Below are 1447 nucleotides of genomic sequence, written 5' to 3'. Positions count from 1 at the left end.
GGATCAAGACCAAATGTTGTGGAGCAACTTTGATTAAGCATATAACTGAGTTAGGCGATAAAGGAAGAACTCGACATTTCTGACACCTCTGAACTGCGCTCTAAACGCTTTGATTTTCGCATTGAAAGATTCAGCGGAAGCATTGGTGCTTCTATTATCAAAATAGTTGACAATGGTTTTATAGTGGTTCTCGATTGATCTGGCGACCGTGTTGAACGATTTGAAGCCGGATTGCCTGACTTTCTCATGCCACTTGGCCAGTCTGGTCAATCCATATATTTTTTCGGTAGTGTTTGTGAAGATGTTGCTTAATTCTAGCGTTAGCTCGTAGGCCCGTTTAAGGTCTGGAAAGCGTTCAAAGAGAAGTTGCGCCCTTTCTCGCTGGCTATCAGTCCAGGTATTAGGCTTTTTATACAATGCATATCTGCTCCGTGCTAGTAATTGCTTTACAGTATCACCGTTGGGCAATATTTCTGGCTGATATTCTGCCTGAGAAGCTTTTGCCAGCTCTATAGCGTCATTTTCCTGGTCGAACGCTTCCCAGCGATGTTTGATGCGGATTTCTTGCAAGGCTTCAATGGCCAGCCTTTGTACGTGAAAACGATCCGTAACTTTGGTTGCCCTGGGGAAGCATCGTTTGGCGATCATTGACATGCTGCCAGCCATGTCCAGGGTAATTTCAGACACTTTCTTGCGCAGGGATTCCGGAATCTTGCGAATAACTTCAATAACTGTTTCCGCTTTGGTACCAGCCACAATGGCTACGATACTGCCTTTCCCGCCCTTGGCGGCTTTGTTGGTAAGAATTGTATAGAGCTCGCCGTGGGAAAGGCTTGTCTCGTCAATTGATAGATGAGATCCTATATTTTGAGGAAATAACAGCCATTTTTTTGCATGATTTCTTTGATTCCAATCTTTAAAACCACCGCAGCGGCGGTCCGATCTGAAATTCACGGTATTGTCGTAGTAAATCTCTTCCGTTAACGCCGTAGAACCGTCCGATTGTCCAAGCGCTATTAGGGCTCGTGTCTATTGATTTCTTTTAAAAAAGCCGCGAATTCACTAGTCATTCGCGTCCCCTCTGCTACTTCTGTCCAATCCCTATAGACTACTTTGCCAGTCTTGGTATTGAGCCACCTGCGACGTTTAATATGAAGAAAGACTTTGTGGCCACGAATCGGAAAATCCTGCACGGTAATGGTAGGAAAGAAACCTTTGGAGAGTAGATTTTTCTTTTCTGGATCGTTATCAGCAGCGTTCTTCTCTTCGATATGAACGTGAAATGTATCTCCGTCTCTGTCTACGGAAGTAAGAATAAAATTTTCTAAAATGAATTCGGGTAATAGAAACTGAACAATAGGCAAGAAACTCTCCAAAACAAACTGGTTTGATTAAAAACACAAACCTAGATAAATCCTATCGCTCCACAAGTTTTTGATTTGATCCA

General features: G+C 43.2%; 2 protein-coding genes. Both read right to left on the bottom strand.

Features of this window, described 5'->3' with window-relative positions; translation table 11 throughout:
* Window positions 1-33: 33 nt before the first annotated feature.
* Window positions 34-954 carry an ISAon1 family transposase gene (locus AC1XUD_RS26495; RefSeq protein ID WP_483364066.1) on the bottom strand — a complete coding sequence of 307 codons (921 nt, stop codon included), beginning with the start codon at window positions 952-954 and terminating at the stop codon, window positions 34-36.
* A 62-nt stretch (window positions 955-1016) separates the two neighbouring features.
* A complete protein-coding gene (locus AC1XUD_RS26490) occupies window positions 1017-1376 on the bottom strand; it encodes an ISAon1 family transposase N-terminal region protein (protein ID WP_483364065.1) in 360 nt (119 codons plus the stop codon).
* Window positions 1377-1447: the final 71 nt, after the last annotated feature.

The organism is Dyadobacter sp. HNCC25DJ184 (genome assembly GCF_056895215.1).
The sequence above is the reverse complement of the archived record's forward strand: the minus strand, read 5'-3'. Positions and strand labels throughout refer to the sequence as shown.